Source organism: Burkholderia sp. BCC0405 (assembly GCF_902833075.1).
Lineage (GTDB): Bacteria > Pseudomonadota > Gammaproteobacteria > Burkholderiales > Burkholderiaceae > Burkholderia.
The window spans coordinates 364,339-380,265 of record NZ_CADFEO010000001.1; the positions used below are offsets into that span (position 1 = coordinate 364,339).

Annotated in this window: 14 protein-coding genes; 6 read left to right on the forward strand and 8 right to left on the reverse strand. The window is 69.3% G+C overall.

What is annotated here, in order from left to right; all coding sequences use genetic code 11:
• Positions 1-6: 6 nt before the first annotated feature.
• Together HWX36_RS01630 and gtdA are read right to left on the reverse strand one after the other, a co-directional pair.
• Complete coding sequence (locus HWX36_RS01630) at positions 7-705, reverse strand: fumarylacetoacetate hydrolase family protein (protein WP_175950540.1); 699 nt, start codon at positions 703-705, stop codon at positions 7-9.
• Between the two features lie 88 nt (positions 706-793).
• A complete protein-coding gene (gene gtdA, locus HWX36_RS01635) occupies positions 794-1,840 on the reverse strand; it encodes a gentisate 1,2-dioxygenase (RefSeq protein ID WP_175950541.1) in 1,047 nt (348 codons plus the stop codon).
• A gap of 168 nt (positions 1,841-2,008) precedes the next feature.
• Here gtdA and HWX36_RS01640 point away from each other — a divergent pair, with 168 nt between their 5' ends.
• Complete coding sequence (locus HWX36_RS01640) at positions 2,009-2,953, forward strand: LysR substrate-binding domain-containing protein (RefSeq protein WP_175950542.1); 945 nt, start codon at positions 2,009-2,011, stop codon at positions 2,951-2,953.
• 162 nt (positions 2,954-3,115) lie between these two features.
• On the opposite strand, the gene HWX36_RS01645 is transcribed toward HWX36_RS01640, so the two are convergent.
• Genes HWX36_RS01645 through HWX36_RS01660 form a run of 4 tightly spaced genes read right to left on the reverse strand, consistent with a single transcriptional unit; the run spans position 3,116 to position 6,667 of the window.
• Positions 3,116-4,384 (reverse strand): FAD/NAD(P)-binding oxidoreductase, encoded by a 1,269-nt coding sequence (locus HWX36_RS01645; RefSeq protein WP_175950543.1) that lies wholly within the window; start codon positions 4,382-4,384, stop codon positions 3,116-3,118.
• Positions 4,381-4,614 (reverse strand): 2Fe-2S iron-sulfur cluster-binding protein, encoded by a 234-nt coding sequence (locus tag HWX36_RS01650; RefSeq protein ID WP_011355492.1) that lies wholly within the window; start codon positions 4,612-4,614, stop codon positions 4,381-4,383. Before HWX36_RS01650 ends, HWX36_RS01645 begins: the two co-directional genes overlap by 4 nt.
• The gene (locus tag HWX36_RS01655) at positions 4,611-5,738 is read right to left on the reverse strand and encodes an FAD-dependent oxidoreductase (protein WP_175950544.1); all 1,128 of its coding nucleotides are present in this window, start codon (positions 5,736-5,738) and stop codon (positions 4,611-4,613) included. The genes HWX36_RS01650 and HWX36_RS01655 overlap by 4 nt, the downstream gene beginning before the upstream one ends.
• The gene (locus tag HWX36_RS01660) at positions 5,735-6,667 is read right to left on the reverse strand and encodes a 4-hydroxyproline epimerase (protein ID WP_175950803.1); all 933 of its coding nucleotides are present in this window, start codon (positions 6,665-6,667) and stop codon (positions 5,735-5,737) included. Before HWX36_RS01660 ends, HWX36_RS01655 begins: the two co-directional genes overlap by 4 nt.
• Positions 6,668-6,918: 251 nt before the next feature.
• Between HWX36_RS01660 and HWX36_RS01665 the strand changes: the two genes are divergently transcribed.
• The 5 genes from HWX36_RS01665 to ilvD all read left to right on the forward strand — a co-directional run bounded on the left by HWX36_RS01665 (position 6,919) and on the right by ilvD (position 14,506).
• Positions 6,919-7,839 (forward strand): dihydrodipicolinate synthase family protein, encoded by a 921-nt coding sequence (locus HWX36_RS01665; protein WP_175950545.1) that lies wholly within the window; start codon positions 6,919-6,921, stop codon positions 7,837-7,839.
• Between the two features lie 232 nt (positions 7,840-8,071).
• A complete protein-coding gene (locus HWX36_RS01670) occupies positions 8,072-9,697 on the forward strand; it encodes an APC family permease (RefSeq protein WP_175950546.1) in 1,626 nt (541 codons plus the stop codon).
• A gap of 75 nt (positions 9,698-9,772) precedes the next feature.
• A complete protein-coding gene (locus tag HWX36_RS01675) occupies positions 9,773-11,365 on the forward strand; it encodes an aldehyde dehydrogenase (NADP(+)) (protein ID WP_175950547.1) in 1,593 nt (530 codons plus the stop codon).
• Entirely contained in the window at positions 11,358-12,380 is a 1,023-nt protein-coding gene (locus HWX36_RS01680) for an Ldh family oxidoreductase (protein WP_175950548.1), read from the forward strand. The genes HWX36_RS01675 and HWX36_RS01680 overlap by 8 nt, the downstream gene beginning before the upstream one ends.
• Positions 12,381-12,646: 266 nt before the next feature.
• Positions 12,647-14,506, forward strand: a complete 1,860-nt coding sequence (ilvD, locus tag HWX36_RS01685; protein WP_175950549.1) for a dihydroxy-acid dehydratase — start codon at positions 12,647-12,649, stop codon at positions 14,504-14,506.
• 141 nt (positions 14,507-14,647) lie between these two features.
• Here ilvD and HWX36_RS01690 read toward each other — a convergent pair whose 3' ends face one another.
• On the reverse strand, positions 14,648-15,403 hold the full coding sequence (locus HWX36_RS01690; RefSeq protein WP_175950804.1) for an SH3 domain-containing protein: 756 nt from the start codon (positions 15,401-15,403) through the stop codon (positions 14,648-14,650).
• Positions 15,404-15,442: 39 nt separating this feature from the next.
• The gene (locus HWX36_RS01695; RefSeq protein ID WP_175950550.1) at positions 15,443-15,871 is read right to left on the reverse strand and encodes a hypothetical protein; all 429 of its coding nucleotides are present in this window, start codon (positions 15,869-15,871) and stop codon (positions 15,443-15,445) included.
• Positions 15,872-15,927 lie beyond the last annotated feature (56 nt).

A 15,927-nucleotide genomic window follows, 5' to 3' on the forward strand; every position in this document is an offset into this window, starting at 1 on the left:
GATGCGTCAGACCACGCGCACGGTCAGCTCGCCGAGCCGTTCGACGCCGACCCTCATCACGTCGCCCGCGACGACCGCGCCGACGCCTTCGGGCGTGCCCGTGAAGATCACGTCGCCCGGTTCGAGGCGGAAGAACTTCGACAGGTCGGCCACCGTTTCCGCAACCGACCAGATCAGGTGCGACACGTCGCTCTGCTGCTTCGTCGCGCCATTGACGGTCAACCACAGGCCGCCCTGCTCGAAATGACCGACGTCGCTTGCCGGATGCACGGGCCCGATCGGCGCCGAGCGGTCGAACGCCTTGCCGATCTCCCACGGCCGGCCCATCTCGCGCATCTTCATCTGCAGGTCGCGGCGCGTCATGTCGAGGCCGACCGCGTAGCCCCATACGTGTTCGAGCGCGCGCTCGAGCGGAATGTCCGAACCGCCCTTGCCGATCACCGCGACGAGTTCGGCTTCGTAGTGATAGTTCTGCGTCTGCGACGGATACGCGAGATCGAGCGTTTCGCCGTACGCGACCGGCACGATCGAATCGGCCGGCTTGCAGAAGAAGAACGGCGGCTCGCGATCGGGATCGAAGCCCATTTCGCGCGCATGGGCCGCGTAGTTGCGACCGACGCAATAGACGCGGCGTACCGCGAACTGCGCGTCGCTGCCGGCGACGGGGAGCGCCACAGGCGCTTCGGGCGGGAAAACGAAAGTCATGAGTGGCTCCAGCGTAAATACGAATGAACGGGGCGCCGCCGCGACGGCGCACGGGAAACGGGAAATGAATCGTCGAAAGCGGCCGGCGTCAGTCGCGCGCTTCGCGCAGCAGGTTCAACGCAGACAGCACGGGCCGGTCGGAATAGCTGAACAGCACGCTGTCGGACGATGCCGACAGCCGCACGGGCGCCCACGACGGCGCGACGAAGATGTCGTGCGGCTCGAATGCGAATGCGTTGCCGCCGATGTGCGCGGTGCCGCTGCCTTCGACGACGCAGTAGATCGTCGCGTCGGTGCCGCGATACGTGCGACCGTCGAAACCGGCAGGCAGGAACTGCATGAAGGTGGCGATCGTCGGCATCGGCCAGCCGCCCGTCGCGGGGTTCACATAGCGCAGCTTCACGCCATCCCATGCGTCGAGTTCGCCATTCCGGTACAGCGCGTCGAGCGCTTCGCGGGTGCGTGCATACGGGTAGCTGAATACCGGCGACGTCGGATCGGTCACGCGATGCCGCACCGGCGCCATGTTGTGACCGAAGCGCGCAAAGCTGTCGCCTTCCAGGCGATTCACGGGCTGCACGGCTTCCGGGTAGTTCTCCGCGAAGCCCGCGTCGAGGCTCGCGACGAGCGGGATGTCGAGCCCGTCGAGCCACACGACCGGCTCGCCGCCCGCTTCCTCCGACAGGTTGCCGTGGTCATGCCATGCCCACGACGGCGTGATGATGAAGTCGCCCGGATGCATCGTCGTGCGCTCGCCGTTCACGGCCGTCCACGCGCCACGCCCTTCGACGATGAAGCGCAGCGCCGACTGCGTATGCCGGTGGCTCGGCGCGATCTCGCCCGGCAGGATCAGCTGCAAGCCCGCGTACAGGGTCGGCGTCATGCTCGACTTGCCGGGCAGCCCCGGGTTCTCCAGCACGAGCACGCGGCGCACGGCTTCTTCCGCGCTGATCACGCTGCCGGCCTGCATCACGAGGTCGCGCACCTGAGCGTACTTCCAGATCGCGGCCTGCGCGGCGGGCTGCGGGGATGTCGGCACGAGGTTGTGCAGCGATTCCCACAGCGGCGCCAGGCGTTGCTCGGCGATCCGTGCGTAGTAGGTGGCGCGCGGCACGTCCGGATGGCGGGTCGTCATGTTGTCTCCTTGGCGTCGGCCGATCGGCGTCGGCGCTGTGTCTGTCGGGTCGGGGACCGTGCTGCAGTCCGTCAGCCGATTTATATTCGACCCAGACATACCCGGTAAAATGGTCAAATCATCTGATCCATATATTTCTGGATATACCTACTCGCGACGAGGCATGCGATGGACTGGACCCACCGGCTGCGACTGCGGCACCTGCAGGTACTGTTGAGCCTTGCCGGCACCGGCAATCTGAGCCAGTCGGCGGTCGCGCTCGCGACCACGCAGCCCGCGCTGTCGAAATGGCTGAAGGAACTGGAAGAGGATGTCGGGCTGCCGCTGTTCGAGCGGCATGCACGCGGCCTGCGGCCGACGCCCTACGGCGAAGCGCTGATCGAGCATGCGCGGCGCGTCGAAGCGCAGCTCGACATCGCGCGCGACGACATGGCCGCATTGCGGGAAGGCGGCAGCGGCCTCGTGACGATCGGCACGTCGGGCGTGGCGGCGGCCGACACGGTGCCGCTCGCGGTGTCGCAACTGCTGAAACGGATGCCGCGCGCGCAAGTTCGGATGACCGAAAGCACGATGAACCTGCTGATGCCGCAGCTCGCGCGCAGCGAACTGGATATCGTCGTGGGCCGCTCCGGGTCGGCCTCCGTCGACCCGCTGCTGCATGCCGAAGCGCTGTATGTCGATCCGGTCGTGTTCGTCGCGCGGCCGGGCCACGCGCTCGCCGGTGCGGCGTCGGTCGGCTGGGACGACGTGCTCGCCTATTCGTGGATCGTGTGGCCGTCGGGCACGCCCGTGCACAACGCGCTGGAGGCCGCGCTGACGGCCGCCGGCCGCGTGCGGCCACCGCACTGCGTCGAATCGAATTCGTCGATCCTCAACCTCACGCTGCTGAACAACACCGACCTGCTCGGTGTCGCGTCGCACCGTGCCGCGCAGCGCTTCGCTCAATTGAACGCGATCCGGATCCTGCCGATGCAGCTCGAGGGCCAGGGCGCGGTGTCGATGTACTGGCACCCCGACAGCGCGAATCGCGCGGCCGTGGCCGCGACGATCGAGTGCCTGCGCGCCTGTGCGGCTCCGCAGGTCGGCGGATGGGGGAACGTGCAGGCGGATTGAATGTGGCGCGGCCCGGCGTCAACCGGGCCGCGTTGCTGCGTTGCTGCGTTGCTGCGTTGCTGCGTTGCCGCGTTGCCGCGGTACCGCGTTGCCGCGTTGCCGCGTTGCCGCGTTGCCGCGGTGCCGCGTTGCCGCGTTGCCGCGGTGCCGCGACGCATCACGTCACGCGCCGTCGCAGGACGCCGTGCCATCCAGCATCAGCGTGCCGACCCGCGCGGGCACGAGCGGCGTGCGCGGCACGGGCGGTGTCCAGCCGAACAGCGCCTGCGCGGCCGCGCCGCACACCCGGCCCTGGCACGCGCCCATCCCGCAGCGCGACTGCAGCTTCGCGGTCGTCCAGCCCGGCTCCTGCGCGACCGCGTCGAAGCGCACGTCCTCGCAGCGGCACAGCAGCGTATCGGGCCGCGCGAGCCGGCGGATCGGTTCGCGAATCGCGAAGCGCTCGCGTACGGCATCGGCAAACGCCTGCCAATGCGCGCGCCGCGCGACGAGCGTGGCCAACGGCGCGGCCTGCCCGGTCGCCGCATAGCCGGCGATTTCGCCTTCGACCATCGCCAGTTCGCTGCCGCCGACGCCCGTACACTCGCCCGCCGCGAATACCCTGTCGCGGCTCGTGTGCTGGTGCGCATCGATCGCCACCGCGCCGTTGTCGATCCGGCAGCCGAGATGGCTCGGCAGCACGGTATTCGGCACGAGGCCGAAGCCGCATGCGAGCCGGTCGCAGTCGACGTCGAACTCACGATCGCCCTGACGAATCCGCACGCGCTCGAGCCGCTTGTCGCCGAACGCTTCGACGACATGCGCATCGGGCCGATAGGCGGCGGTGACGAGCTTCGCGGCCTGCGCGAGCTTCGACGGCCAGCGCCACAGCCCCGCCCCGAAACCGGCCACGTCGCCCCACGCGGCCTGTTCGAGCACATGCGACACGCGTGCGCCGGCCTGACGGGCCGTCGCGGCGCTCGCCAGCAGCAGCGGCCCGCTGCCCGCGATCACCGTGCGCTGCGCACGCACGTCGAGGCCGTACTTGATCAACGCCTGCAAGCCGCCCGCGCCGGTCACACCCGGCAGCGTCCAGCCCGGAAACGGCAGCAGCAGTTCGCGCGCGCCGCAACAGAGAATCAGCGTCCGGAAATCGAGCAGCAGCCCGCGTTCGTCGTCTTCGAGCAGCAGTGTGCCCGGCTGCGTTTCGGCGACGATGCGCGTCGCCGCGAGATGCGTGACGTTCGGCTGCCTCAACACGGCGAACCGCTCGGCGGCGGCCGGCGTCGGCGTCGCCGCCGCACCTTGCCGCCAGATCTGCCCGCCCGCCCGCGGGTTGTCGTCGACGATCGCAACCGTCGCACCGCTTCGCGCGGCGGCCCGTGCGGCCGACAGCCCGGCCGGGCCCGCGCCGACGATCGCGACGTCGACGCTCAGTCGTTCCTGTTTCATCGCGTGCGCTCCACCTGCATCCCGTCACGGCACAGCGTCTGGCAGGCCAGCCGGCGCCGGCCATCGATCGTCATCCTGCACTCCTGGCAAACGCCCATCCCGCAAAACGGCGCGCGCGCCGCGCCCGTGCACGACACGCGCGTCGTGTCGTCGCCGCTCGCCGCGACAGCGGCCGCGACGGTCGCGCCGTCGGCCACCGTCAGCGCGCGGCCGTCCAGATGAATGATCATGTCAGCGCTCCGGCTACGCGGGACGCGGTCAGGAAGCGTCCCGGCAAATACGGTTCGATATCGATGGGCGGCCGTTCGCCGGCCATCCGCGCAGCGACGAGCCGCGCGCTACCCGGCGCGGTCGTCACGCCGAGCCCTTCATGCCCGACCGCGAGCCACACGCCCGGCCGCGCCGGATGCTCGCCGAGCAGCGGCAGCCCGTCGGGGCTCGCGGAACGGAACCCCGTCCACGCGCGGATGCCGTTCAGGTCGGCCAGGCCGGGCAGATAGCCCACTGCGCGGCGCAGCATCCGCGCGAGCACCGGCGGCTCGACACGCGCGTCCTCGGTGTCGAACTGGCGCGACGAACCGATCAGCAACTGGCCGGTCGGCCGCGGCTGCACGTTGAACGCGACCGACGTGCCGTCGCTCGCATGCGCGCTTGCCGCATAGCCCAGCTCGACGAGCTGGTGCGACACCTGGCCCGGGTAGCGGTCGGTAATCAGCAGATGGCCCTTTTTCGGGCGCAGCGGCAGTTCGGGCAGCAGCGTGCGCGCCGCGACGCCGTTCGCGACGACCACCCGTTCCGCACGCAACGTGTCGCCGCTCGCGAGCGCCACGCTCCGGCCGTCGACCGCGACGGCGCGGTCGCGCCGCAACGTGATGCGCGACGCGCGTTGCAGCAGCCAGTTCGCGGCGACGGGCGCATAGAGGATCGCATCGCCGGGAATCTTCAGCGCACCGCCCAGGCCCGCGCGCAGCATCGGCTCCAGTTGCGCGAGCGTCGCCGCATCGATCAGCTCGCCCGCCACGCCGTGCGCGGCCAGCGTCGCCTGCTTCGCACGCGCCAGATCCATTTCGTGCGCATCGGCGGCGAGCCACAGCGTGCCGCAGTTGCGGTACGCGCAACTGTCGGGCATCTCGCCGCTCAGCGCGCGCCACAGTTCGATCGAGTAATGGCTGAGCGCGAGTTCGGCCGCGTTGTCGTCCATCGCGACGAGGTGGCCCATCCCCGCGCCGGTCGCGCCGCCGCTCGCGTCGTCGACGACGAGCACGCGCAGCCCGCGCTGCGCGAGTTCGTGCGCGCACGCCGCGCCGACGATGCCGGCGCCGATCACGACGACATCCGCCTTCGTGTCGCTCACGGCGCGATACCCCAACCGAATGGATCGTCTTCCTCGATCAGCAGCGTCGCTTCCGCGCTCAGGTGCGCGCTGCCGCGGATCGTCGGCACGATGCCGCCTTCGGCCTGCTCGTAGCTCGCCTGGAACACGCTGCCGATCACGCTCGCCTGCCGCCACACGGCGCCCGGCGCGAGCTTGCCGTCGGCCGCGAGGCACGCGAGCTTCGCGCTCGTGCCGGTGCCGCAAGGCGAACGGTCGTACGCGAGGCCCGGGCACAGCACGAAGCTGCGGCTGTCGTGCTCGGGATCGTCGGCGAACAGCTCGATATGGTCGATCTCGCCGCCGTTCGCGCCGGTGATGCCCGCGCGTTCGAGCCCTTCGCGCACGGCCAACGCATACGCGGTGAGCGCCGCGACGTTGTTGCCGGCGACGCGCTGCCCGTGGTCGCTGATCAGGAAGAACCAGTTGCCGCCCCACGCGATGTCGCCTTTTACAGGGCCGTAACCCGGCACGTCGAGCGCAACGCCCTTCGCATGGCGATACGCGGGCACGTTGCGCACGCTGACCGACAGGTCGTCGTGCAGCGTCGCCTCGACGGTGCCGACCGGCGTTTCGATCCGGTGCACGCCGGGCGCGATGCGCCCCATATGGTGCAGCGTGCGCACGACGCCGATCGTGCCGTGCCCGCACATCCCGAGATAGCCGCTGTTGTTGAAGAAGATCACGCCGGCCGCCGCATCGGGCGACACGGGCTCGCACAGCAGCGCGCCGACCAGCACGTCGCTGCCGCGCGGTTCGAGAATGCATGCGGTGCGGTAGCGGTCGTGCTCGCGCGCGAGCACGTCGCGGCGCTCGGCCATGGTGCCGCTGCCGAGCGCGGGGAAACCGGACACGACGAGCCGAGTGGGTTCGCCGCCCGTGTGCGAATCGATGATCTGGATGCGCTTCATCATGAGCCGTCCGAAGTGGGGAAAGGAGCACAGCTTCCTCCGTCGCGCGTCCGCCCGCTTGTGGCTTTTCGATGAGGACGACGACGAAATCGGCATAGTGCGATGCGCCCTTCCCGCGCCGTCCGGGCGCTGTGCCGATTTCGTCATTTTGCTCCGCGATACGACTCAAGCGTGATGGGCATTTGCGCGGCGATACTGGTTGCCACACCGACACCTGTCGGCCGACCGATACAAACACGTAGGAGATTGAAGTGAGCCGAAACGCCATTCAGTGGACCGGGGTTTTCCCGGCCGTCAGCACCCAGTTCAAGCCGGACTTTTCCCTCGACATCGACGCCACGCACCGGGTGGTGAAGAACCTGGTGAACGACGGCGTATCGGGCCTCGTGGTCTGCGGCACGGTCGGCGAAAACACGTCGCTGTCGACGAGCGAGAAGCTCCAGGTGATCGAGGCTGCGCGCGACGCGGCCGGCGGCAGGATTCCGGTGATCGCCGGCATCGCCGAATTCACGACCGAATTCGCCCGCAACACGGTGCGCGAAGCGCAGCGCGTCGGCGTCGACGGCGTGATGGTGATGCCCGCGCTCGTCTACTCGGCAAAGCCGCACGAAACCGCTGCCCACTTCCGCGCGGTCGCCACCAGCACCGACCTGCCGGTGATGGTCTACAACAACCCGCCGATCTACAAGAACGACGTGACGCCCGACGTGCTGATCGCGCTGCAGGATTGCGAGAACATCGTCTGCTTCAAGGATTCGTCGGGCGATACGCGCCGCTTCATCGACCTGCGCAACGCGGTCGGCGATCGCTTCGTGCTGTTCGCGGGCCTCGACGACGTCGTGGTCGAGAGCATTGCCGTCGGCGCCGAAGGCTGGGTGTCGGGCATGTCGAACGCGTTCCCGAAGGAAGGCGAGACGCTGTTCCGCCTCGCGAAGCAAAAGCGTTTCGACGAAGCGCTCGCGCTGTACCGCTGGTTCATGCCGCTGCTGCACCTCGACGCGCGCCCCGATCTCGTGCAGTGCATCAAGCTGTGCGAAGAGCTGGTCGGCCGCGGCAGCGCGATCACGCGTCCGCCGCGCCTCGCGCTGCAGGGCGACACGCTCGCGGAAGTGAAGGCCATCGTCGCCAAGGCGCTCGACACGCGCCCGGCGCTGCCCGACGTCGGTCTCTGACCGACTCCCCCTGCGGCGGCGCAAGGCTTTCCCCCCTCGCGCCGCCGTCTTCGGTCCGGCATGGCCTGCGGGATCGTTCGCCCCGGCGCCTGCCTGCGCCGCGCGTGAACGGCCCGCGGCCCGCCCCGGTCGTTCGAACCGGGCGACGCCGGCCGGCAGGCATGCGCCGCTGCTCCGTCGGAGCGCGGCGCACCTCAAGCCTGTGCCGATATTCCTCCCAGGAGACAAGCCCATGCCAGGCCAAGGCAACGCTCACCCGTCTGTCCCGCTTTCCCGTACCGCGCACCCCGACGCGGGTCACGGCAAGTTCAAGAAACAGCTGTCGCTGACCGATCTCACGTTCATCGGTCTCGGCGCCATTTTCGGTTCGGGGTGGCTGTTCGCCGCGAGTCACGTGTCGACGATCGCGGGCCCGGCCGGCATCTTCTCGTGGCTGCTCGGCGGCTTCGCGGTGCTGCTGCTCGGCATCGTCTACTGCGAACTCGGCGCCGCGCTGCCGCGCGCGGGCGGCGTGGTCCGCTACCCGGTGTTCTCGCACGGCCCGCTGCTCGGCTACCTGATGGGCTTCATCACGCTGATCGCCTTTTCGAGCCTGATCGCGATCGAAGTCGTCGCCGCGCGCCAGTATGCGGCCGCGTGGTTTCCGGGCCTGACCGTCGCCGGATCGAGCGACCCGACCACGCTCGGCTGGCTCGTGCAGGCCACGCTGCTGTGCTTCTTCTTTTACCTGAACTATTCGAGCGTGAAGACGTTCGCGAAGGCGAACAACATCATCAGCATCTTCAAGTTCATCGTGCCGCTATCGGTGATCGCAGTGCTGTTCACGTTCTTCAAGCCCGCAAACCTGACCATGCACGGCTTCGCGCCGTTCGGCATGCCGGGCATCGAGATGGCCGTGTCCGCGGGCGGCATCATCTTCGCGTACCTCGGGCTCACGCCGATCGTGTCGGTCGCGAGCGAGGTGCGCAATCCGCAGCGCACGATCCCGATCGCGCTGATCCTGTCGATCCTGCTGTCGACACTGATCTACGTGCTGCTGCAGCTCGCGTTCATCGGCAGCATCCCGACTGCGATGCTCGCCGGCGGCTGGCACGACATCAGCAAGGCATTCACGCTGCCGTACCGCGACATCGCGCTGGCGCTCGGCGTCGGCTGGCTCGCGGTGATGGTCGTCGCCGACGCGATGATCTCGCCGAGCGGCTGCGGCAACATCTACATGAACGCGACGCCGCGCGTCGTCTACGGCTGGGCGAAGACGGGCACCTTCTTCAAGGTGTTCACGCGCGTCGACGAAGCGTCGGGCATCCCGCGCGCGGGCCTGTGGCTCACGTTCGGCCTCGCGATCTTCTGGACGATGCCGTTCCCGTCGTGGGAAGCGCTGATCAACATCGTGTCGGCCGCGCTGGTGCTGAGCTATGCGGTCGCACCGGTATCGGTCGCCGCGCTGCGCCGCACCGCGCCCGACCTGCCGCGGCCGTTCCGCGCAAGCGCGTTCGGCATCACCGGCCCCGCGTCGTTCGTGATCGCCGCGCTGATCGTCTACTGGTCGGGCTGGAGCACGGTGTCCTGGCTGCTCGGCCTGCAGATCGTGATGTTCGCGATCTATCTCGCATGCCGCCGCTGGGTGGCGACCGCGCATCTGAGCCTCGCCGAGCAAGTGCGTTCGTCCGCATGGCTGATCGCGTTCTATGCCGCGATGATCGTGCTGTCCTATCTCGGCGGCTTCGGCGGCACGGGCCGGCTTGCGCATCCGTACGACACGGTCGTCGTCGCGGCCGTCGCGCTCGTCATCTATTACTGGGGCGCGAATACCGGTGTGCGCGCCGACAAGCTGCAACTCGACGACGACGAAGACTGACGCACCCGTTCCTTTTCCCATGATCCCTTCGGCCGGGCGCCCCATGCCCGGCCCCTGCTTTTTCCGAGGAAAACCATGCAACTCACAGGTCAGCTCCTGATCGGCCAATCGGCCGTCGCCGGACAGAACGGCACCCTCCACGCGATCGCCGCCGCAACCGGCGAGCCGCTCGAACCCGCCTTCGGCGGCGCGAGCCTGCACGACCTGGAGACGGCCTGCGCGCTCGCCGACGACGCGTTCGACACGTACCGCGAAACCAGTCTCGACGCGCGCGCCGCGTTTCTCGACGCGATCGGCCGCCACATCATGGCGCTCGGCGACGACCTGATCGAGCGCTGCGTCGCCGAAACGGGTCTGCCGCGCGCCCGCATCGAAGGCGAGCGCGGCCGCACGGTCGGCCAGCTCGCGCTGTTCGCATCGCTCGTGCGCGACGGCGGGTTTCTCGACGCGCGAATCGATCCGGCGCGCCCCGAACGCAAGCCGCTGCCGCGCGTCGACCTGCGCCTGCGCAACATCGCGCTCGGGCCCGTCGCCGTGTTCGGCGCATCGAATTTCCCGCTCGCGTTCTCGGTCGCCGGCGGCGACACGGCCTCGGCACTCGCGGCCGGCTGCCCGGTGATCGTCAAGGCGCATTCGGCGCACCCGGGCACGTCGGAGCTCGTCGGCCGTGCGATCCAGCAGGCCGCGCGCGAATGCGGGATGCCGGCCGGCGTGTTCTCGCTGCTGTTCGACGCGTCGCGCGAAATCGGCCAGGCGCTCGTCGCCGATCCGCGCATCAAGGCCGTCGGCTTCACCGGCTCGCGCCGCGGCGGCGTCGCGCTGATGCACATCGCGGCCGGCCGCCCCGAGCCGATTCCCGTCTATGCGGAAATGAGCTCGATCAATCCCGTGCTACTGCTTCCCGCCGCGCTCGACGCGCGCCACGGAGCGATCGCGCCGCAGTTCGTCGCGTCGCTCACGCTCGGCGCCGGCCAGTTCTGCACGAACCCGGGCCTCGTGCTCGCGATCGACGGCCCCGCACTGCGCGCGTTCGAGAAAACGGCCGCCGCTGCGGTGCGTGCCGCGCCCGCGCAAACGATGCTGACGCCGCACATCCACGCCAGCTACGAACAAGGTGTCGCGGCGCTTCGCGATCACGCTGCGGTCGAGCTGCTCGCGCAGGGCGCCGAAGGCAATCGGCTGCAGGCCCGCGCGGCGCTGTTCGCGACCTCGGCCGAGGCGTTCATCGCGCATCCCGAATTGCGCGACGAAGTGTTCGGCCCCGCTTCGCTCATCGTGCGTTGCCCGGACGCCGGCACGCTGCATCGCGTGCTGAAGTCGCTCGAAGGCCAACTGACGATCGCCGCGCACCTTGCCGACGGCGACGCCGCGTTGTTCGCCGCGCTGCGACCGCTGCTCGAGCGCAAGGCCGGCCGCATTCTCGTCAACGGCTTCGGCACGGGCGTCGAGGTCGGCCATGCGATGGTGCACGGCGGCCCGTTCCCGGCCACGTCGGACACGCGCACGACGTCCGTCGGCGCGCGCGCGATCGAGCGCTTCCTGCGCCCCGTGTCGTATCAGGACCTGCCGGACACGCTGCTGCCCGATGCGATCCGCGACGGCAATCCGCTGAACGTGCCGCAACGCATCGACGGCGTGCCGGCGCCGCGGGAGGCGAACCATGTCTGAGCCGATCACCGAAGTCGTCCTGTCGCTCGATGAAGTCCACACGCTCGCGCTGCGCGTGCTGACGCACAACGGATTGTCCGACGCCCATGCGCGGGCCATCGCCAACGTGATCACGCAGGGCCAGCGCGACGAATGCCATTCGCATGGCGTGTACCGGCTGCTCGTCTGCGTGCGTTCGCTGAAGAAGGGCAAGGTCGATCCGCAAGCGGCGCCGACGCTGCGCCGGCTGTCGTCGTCGATCGTTGCGGTCGACGCGCATCGCGGCTTCTCGCTGCTGAGCTTCGAGACAGGCCTGCCGGTGCTCGTCGAGATGGCGAAGCAGCACGGCATCGCCGCGCTGACGATCAACCGCTGCTACCACTTCTCCGCGCTGTGGCCCGAGGTCGAGGCAATCGCCGCGCAAGGGCTGGTCGGCATCGCGATGAATCCGAGCCATAGCTGGGTCGCGCCGGAGGGCGGCCGCGAGCCGGTGTTCGGCACGAATCCGATCGCGTTCGCGTGGCCGCGCCCGGGCGGCGTGCCGTTCGTGTTCGATTTCGCGACGAGCGCGATCGCGCGCGGCGACATCGAGCTGCATGCGAAGCAAGGCAAGGCGATCCCGCCGGAATGGGCGATCGACGCCGACGGCCGGCCGACCACCGATCCGAAGGCCGCGCTGCAGGGCGCGATGCGCACGTTCGGCGGCCACAAGGGTTCGGCGCTCGCGGCGATGGTCGAGTTGCTCGGCGGCGCGCTGATCGGCGACATGACGAGCCGCGAGTCGATGGACTTCGACGAAGGCGTCGGCGCGACGCCGTGCCATGGCGAACTCGTGATCGCATTCGACCCGAAGGTGTTTCTTGGCGACGATCTCGACACGGGGCTCGCGCGCGGCGAACGGATGTTCGAATCGATCGTCGCGCAGGGTGCGCGGCTGCCGTCGCAACGCCGCTTCGACGCTCGCGCGCGCAGCATCGCGAACGGCGTGCGGATTCCGAAGGCGCTGTACGACGAGATCCTGACGCTGCTCGACTGACGCCGACGCGCGGGGCCGGATCGCGTGTTCGCCGCCGATCCGTGCACGAGCCGGCCACCGCTGCGGACGGTCACGCCGGCATCCCGCAGCCGTGCGCGGGTTCCGCGCCGGTGGCCTGCCCCATGGGCGCCACGCCCGCGGCGGCTGTGGGATAATCGCCCGGTTTGCCCTGGGCGCAGCTCAAGAGGTTGTTCGCACGGGCGCGCGAGAGGCCTTTATTCCCCGTGCCTCCACCCTTTTCCCGCGATATTTCTTCAGCAACGACAATGCCCACTTACCGTTCCAAAACCTCCACCGCCGGCCGCAACATGGCAGGTGCGCGCTCGCTCTGGCGCGCCACCGGCATGAAAGACGACGATTTCTCGAAGCCGATCATCGCGGTCGTCAACTCGTTCACCCAGTTCGTGCCGGGGCACGTGCACCTGAAGGATCTCGGCCAGCTCGTCGCGCGCGAGATCGAGGCTGCCGGCGGCGTCGCGAAGGAATTCAACACGATCGCGGTCGACGACGGCATCGCGATGGGCCACGACGGCATGCTGTATTCGCTGCCGAGCCGCGACATCATCGCGGACTCGGTCGAATACATGGTGAACGCGCACTGCGCGGACGCGATGGTCTGCATCTCGAACTGCGACAAGATCACGCCGGGGATGCTGATGGCCGCGATGCGCCTCAACATTCCGGTGATCTTCGTGTCGGGCGGCCCGATGGAAGCGGGCAAGACGCGCCTCGCGAACCCGGTCACCAAGGCCATCGAAGTGAAGAAGCTCGACCTCGTCGACGCGATGGTGATCGCGGTCGACCCGTCGTATTCCGACGCCGAAGTCGCCGAAGTCGAACGCTCGGCCTGCCCGACCTGCGGCTCGTGCTCGGGCATGTTCACCGCGAACTCGATGAACTGCCTGACCGAAGCGCTTGGCCTGTCGCTGCCCGGCAACGGCACGGTGGTGGCCACGCACGCCGATCGCGAGCAACTGTTCAAGCGCGCCGGCCGTCGCATCGTCGAGCTCACCCGCCAGCACTACGAACAGGACGACGAACGCGTGCTGCCGCGCTCGGTAGGCTTCAAGGCATTCGAGAACGCCATGACGCTCGACATCGCGATGGGTGGCTCGACCAACACGATCCTGCACCTGCTGGCGATCGCGCAGGAAGCCGGCATCGACTTCACGATGAAGGACATCGACCGCCTGTCGCGCGTCGTGCCGCAGCTGTGCAAGGTCGCGCCGAACACGAACAAGTACCACATCGAGGACGTGCACCGCGCGGGCGGCATCATGGCGATCCTCGGCGAGCTCGACCGCGCCGGCAAGCTGCACACCGACGTGCCGACCGTGCACGCGCCGTCGCTGAAGGACGCCCTCGACCAGTGGGATATCGTCCGCACGCAGGACGAAGCGGTGCGCACGTTCTACCAGGCCGGCCCGGCCGGCATCCCGACGCAGGTCGCGTTCAGCCAGAACACGCGCTGGCCGAGCCTCGACCTCGATCGCGCCGAAGGCTGCATCCGCTCGTACGAGCATGCGTTCTCGAAGGAAGGCGGCCTCGCCGTGCTGACGGGCAACATCGCGCTCGACGGCTGCGTGGTCAAGACAGCCGGTGTCGACGAGAGCATCCTCGTGTTCGAGGGCACGGCGCACGTGACCGAATCGCAGGATGAAGCCGTCGAAAACATCCTGAACGACAAGGTCAAGGCCGGCGACGTGGTGATCGTGCGCTACGAAGGCCCGAAGGGCGGCCCCGGCATGCAGGAAATGCTCTACCCGACCAGCTACATCAAGTCGAAGGGCCTCGGCAAAGCGTGCGCGCTGCTGACGGACGGCCGTTTCTCGGGCGGCACGTCGGGTTTGTCGATCGGCCATTGCTCGCCGGAAGCGGCAGCGGGCGGCGCGATCGGCCTCGTGCGCGACGGCGACCAGATCCGCATCGACATCCCGAACCGCACGATCAACGTGCTGGTGTCGGACGAGGAGCTGGCGCGCCGCCGTGAAGCGCAGAACGCGAAGGGCTGGAAGCCGGCGCAGCCGCGTCCGCGCAAGGTGTCCGCGGCGCTGAAGGCCTACGCGAAACTGGTCATGTCTGCCGACAAGGGCGCCGTGCGCGACCTGTCGCTGCTCGACGACTGACAGGGGCAGCCCCTGACCGGCTGCCTGCAACGCGCAGCCGGTCAAGGCTGCGGGCCTCGCAACCGCCCGCTCGCCCGATCCAGAAGCCGCTCTCCGGAGCGGTTTTTTTTCGTCCGGCGCCGGCCGAAAGCGCCGGCATCGTCAGTGACGGAAGTCTTCCGGACCGCCGCCGCCAGCACCGCTACTAGCACCACCATGGCTTCCGCCGTTCCCGCCGCCTTGCGGCCGCGCGCCGCCGTAACCCCCACCGCCGCCCGGGTGCGCCGGCATCGCGCGGACCTCTCCGCCCGGTGCGGGCGGCGGGCGCATGACGGCCGGTGGCGGCCCTGCCGGACGCGCATTGCCGGCTGCCCCCGGCGGCGGCGTGCGGATCGCGCCGTTCCAGCCGCCACGCGCAGCCGACGGCCGCGTGTCATGCACGGGCGGCGGACCGCCCGGTTGCGGGCGTCCCGGTTGCGGCGGTACGCCGCCGGGGCCGAGCCTCGGCTCCGGTCGATGCGCCCAGCGATCGCGGTCGTGATACCACGGCCGGTTGCGGTAGTAGCGATCCCAGTACGCCGCGATAGCGAAGCCGGTGATCGGCACGCCGATGATCGCGCCATAGTCGAGCAGCGGCACGTAACCGCCCTGGTACGGATAGTCGATCAATTGCGCGTCGATCCAGCCGCGCACGCCCGGCAGCGCGACGTCGCACCACGTGTAGTCGCTCAGGCAGCCGAACACGTCCAGCGCGGTGCCCGGCGGAATCTGCGCGACGACCGGATAGTCGGGCGCCGGCCCGGCGAACAGTTCGGCCGGCGAGTTCGTGTAGCCGGTGCTCTGCGCGTCCGCGAGACCCGGCACGGCCGCCAGGCCGAGCAAAGCGACGCACAGGCCGCGAACGATCGTATTCCTCATGCTCATGATGCTCTCCCGCGCAGCGCCGCCGCGCGCCGGTCAATGCCGATGCCCGCCCCAGCCGCCACCGCCCCACGGACGATGCCAGTACCCGCCGCGTCCACGCCAGCCGCCCCATCCGCCCCAGAAGCCGACCGAGATCGCCGGTGCGCCCCAGCCGTACCAGCCCGGGTAATACGCCGGGGCATAGTACGGATACGGATACGGATAGGGATACGGCGACGGATAGGCCGGCGCGACGTAGACGGGAGGCAGGTCGGCCACGGGCGGCGCGCTCGCCGCCGAGGTCGGGCCTGGCGCCGCGGCGGCCGGTGCAGCCGGTGTGACGGGGATCTCGCGCTGCGTCAGCGTGGCCGGCGCCGGCGCGTAGTACGGAGCATAGCCATACGGACTCGTGTAATAACAGCCGCCAAGGGTCAGCGTCGTCAATGCGAATACCGCACACCTCGCGGCAGGAATCGGGGTCATGTCTTGCTCCGGCAGAATCCGCGCGTCGCCGCCAGGCGCGCGCCTGACTCTAGCTT

What these genes read in the sequence shown, in the direction of transcription:
- HWX36_RS01630 (WP_175950540.1), bottom strand. Translation starts at nt 705, where the DNA reads ATGACTTTCGTTTTCCCGCCCGAAGCGCCTGTGGCGCTCCCCGTCGCC.
- HWX36_RS01680 (WP_175950548.1), top strand. Translation starts at nt 11,358, where the DNA reads ATGTCTGAGCCGATCACCGAAGTCGTCCTGTCGCTCGATGAAGTCCAC.
- HWX36_RS01670 (WP_175950546.1), top strand. Translation starts at nt 8,072, where the DNA reads ATGCCAGGCCAAGGCAACGCTCACCCGTCTGTCCCGCTTTCCCGTACC.
- HWX36_RS01660 (WP_175950803.1), bottom strand. Translation starts at nt 6,667, where the DNA reads ATGAAGCGCATCCAGATCATCGATTCGCACACGGGCGGCGAACCCACT.
- HWX36_RS01690 (WP_175950804.1), bottom strand. Translation starts at nt 15,403, where the DNA reads ATGAGGAATACGATCGTTCGCGGCCTGTGCGTCGCTTTGCTCGGCCTG.
- HWX36_RS01675 (WP_175950547.1), top strand. Translation starts at nt 9,773, where the DNA reads ATGCAACTCACAGGTCAGCTCCTGATCGGCCAATCGGCCGTCGCCGGA.
- HWX36_RS01650 (WP_011355492.1), bottom strand. Translation starts at nt 4,614, where the DNA reads ATGATCATTCATCTGGACGGCCGCGCGCTGACGGTGGCCGACGGCGCG.
- HWX36_RS01645 (WP_175950543.1), bottom strand. Translation starts at nt 4,384, where the DNA reads ATGAAACAGGAACGACTGAGCGTCGACGTCGCGATCGTCGGCGCGGGC.
- gtdA (WP_175950541.1), bottom strand. Translation starts at nt 1,840, where the DNA reads ATGACGACCCGCCATCCGGACGTGCCGCGCGCCACCTACTACGCACGG.
- HWX36_RS01640 (WP_175950542.1), top strand. Translation starts at nt 2,009, where the DNA reads ATGGACTGGACCCACCGGCTGCGACTGCGGCACCTGCAGGTACTGTTG.
- ilvD (WP_175950549.1), top strand. Translation starts at nt 12,647, where the DNA reads ATGCCCACTTACCGTTCCAAAACCTCCACCGCCGGCCGCAACATGGCA.
- HWX36_RS01695 (WP_175950550.1), bottom strand. Translation starts at nt 15,871, where the DNA reads ATGACCCCGATTCCTGCCGCGAGGTGTGCGGTATTCGCATTGACGACG.